The sequence below is a fragment of the Spiroplasma sp. ChiS genome, from assembly GCF_002968355.1.
Classification (GTDB): domain Bacteria; phylum Bacillota_I; class Bacilli_A; order Mycoplasmatales; family Mycoplasmataceae; genus Spiroplasma; species Spiroplasma citri.
This window is the reverse complement of the sequence record NZ_PUUH01000076.1, coordinates 1-1,837: the sequence shown is the minus strand read 5'-3', so window position 1 is coordinate 1,837 and position 1,837 is coordinate 1. Positions and strand designations below refer to the sequence as shown.

The 1,837-nt window shown below is 22.3% G+C and carries 4 protein-coding genes; 1 reads left to right on the top strand and 3 read right to left on the bottom strand.

Annotation, left to right across the window (positions count from 1 at the left end; genetic code table 4):
• Positions 1–69: 69 nt before the first annotated feature.
• The gene (locus tag C6B38_RS03000) at positions 70–255 is read left to right on the top strand and encodes a hypothetical protein (protein ID WP_105298607.1); all 186 of its coding nucleotides are present in this window, start codon (positions 70–72) and stop codon (positions 253–255) included.
• A gap of 307 nt (positions 256–562) precedes the next feature.
• Here the strand turns inward: C6B38_RS03000 and C6B38_RS02995 are convergent, their stop codons facing one another.
• The 3 genes from C6B38_RS02995 to C6B38_RS09755 all read right to left on the bottom strand — a co-directional run.
• On the bottom strand, positions 563–880 hold the full coding sequence (locus C6B38_RS02995; protein ID WP_105298606.1) for a hypothetical protein: 318 nt from the start codon (positions 878–880) through the stop codon (positions 563–565).
• Positions 881–882: 2 nt separating this feature from the next.
• Positions 883–1,545 carry a hypothetical protein gene (locus tag C6B38_RS02990; RefSeq protein WP_105298605.1) on the bottom strand — a complete coding sequence of 221 codons (663 nt, stop codon included), beginning with the start codon at positions 1,543–1,545 and terminating at the stop codon, positions 883–885.
• Positions 1,446–1,837: hypothetical protein (locus C6B38_RS09755; protein ID WP_162475830.1), on the bottom strand; the 392-nt coding region annotated here is incomplete at its 5' end. The genes C6B38_RS09755 and C6B38_RS02990, both read right to left, overlap by 100 nt.

The following is a 1,837-nucleotide window of genomic DNA, read 5'->3' as shown; positions in this document are numbered from 1 at the left end:
ATACACATAACCAACGAGTACAGCATTTTATCAATTATTATATTGTAAATAATAAAGGAGATAATAAAAATGAATAAATATATTTTATRTTATCGTTCTGAAAAAGGTAATMKYCCWTGTAAAACTCCTCTTGGTGAATATATAACTGGTAYTGATATTGAAGATGTAAATATAAATTCAACMTGAGACTGAGAATATTTAATCAATAAATATGGTGAAAAGAATTTAATTATCTTAAAAACAAATAAAAAATAACCAATTAAGGTTATTTTTTTAAATGTTATTTATTTCATCTTTTTTTAAGACAATATTGATTTCAACTTTYAACTTGTTCTATTGTTTGTTTACAATTATGACAAATATTAACATTATGTTTTTTAAGATATTTACGAAATATTAATCAACCAAATAATATTAAATATAAAATATAACTTGGAGTTTTATAAACTTGTTCTAAACATTTACCAATCGGTAATTTAATTGCTGGTATTTTAGGTATTTTTGTCGTTAATCAAGCTGTTTACAATTATGACAAATATTAACATTATGTTTTTTAAGATATTTACGAAATATTAATCAACCAAATAATATTAAATATAAAATATAATTTAACTGGTTCTAATGTTGGTATTCAATTAAAGTGTAAACTAGTAAAAAATAAACCATATAAACTTAAAAATGGTGTATGATATAAAATTGATAAACCATTATATCGCATAATATATGCTTTTTTAATATGAAATGGATATTTATCATATTTTAAAAACTTACGATTTTTTCATGCTTTAAAACTTTGACTTGGATTTCTTTGTTCAAAACCTAATCTTTGTCAATAAGTACCATTTTCATTTTTAATAATAATATTTTCTTTATCTATCATATTTACACCTCTTGTCGAAAAATACGAACACTATTAATTTTTGTATTATTACCAGTAGAAACATCAGTTAAATAAACCCGACCACTAGAATTATATAAAGAAAGGTCATAAGGGGTTTGCCCCACATCACCAGCAAAACAATCATTTTGTTGTTTTGTTAAAGTTTTATTTGCTTGTGTTTCGGTAAAATAAGGTGGTCGAAGTAATAGAAACCCCTCAGCTTTTTTAAAATTAGTTGGTGATATTCTAACATCATAACGATATTTTTCTGAAAATTCAGGAATATCAATATAAGTTGAACTATCAGGTGTATAAGATATACTTACTTTTTCTCATTTTATTTTTTTATTTATTTCAAACACTCATTTTAACATTTGTTCAATAGTATTTTTTAAACCTTTATTTAAAGATAATTTATTATTTTCAATATCAAATTCATCTGATAATAATAATTCTAAACTACTATCATCTTTTTGATGTAATGGGGCATTAACTGTTATTGAACTACCACTTTGTGCTTTTTTAACAATATATTTTCCATCTTCTTTATCAATATAATCTTTATTTAAATCACTATCTTTAATAACATCAGATGGTATATCACCGCCTTGTTTTGCTTTTCATACATTATTTTCATAATAAATCGTATCATTATCAAAAGGCACTGATAATTCATTATTAGAATTATATATAATACTTTTATTATCAAGTTTCCATCTTCTTTATCAATATAATCTTTATTTAAATCACTATCTTTAATAACATCAGATGGTATATCACCGCCTTGTTTTGCTTTTCATACATTATTTTCATAATAAATCGTATCATTATCAAAAGGCACTGATAATTCATTATTAGAATTATATATAATACTTTTATTATCAAGTTTAACGGAAATATTTTTTATATAATTATCAATATAATTTGCTAATAATTCTTGTGATATTTCAATTTGTC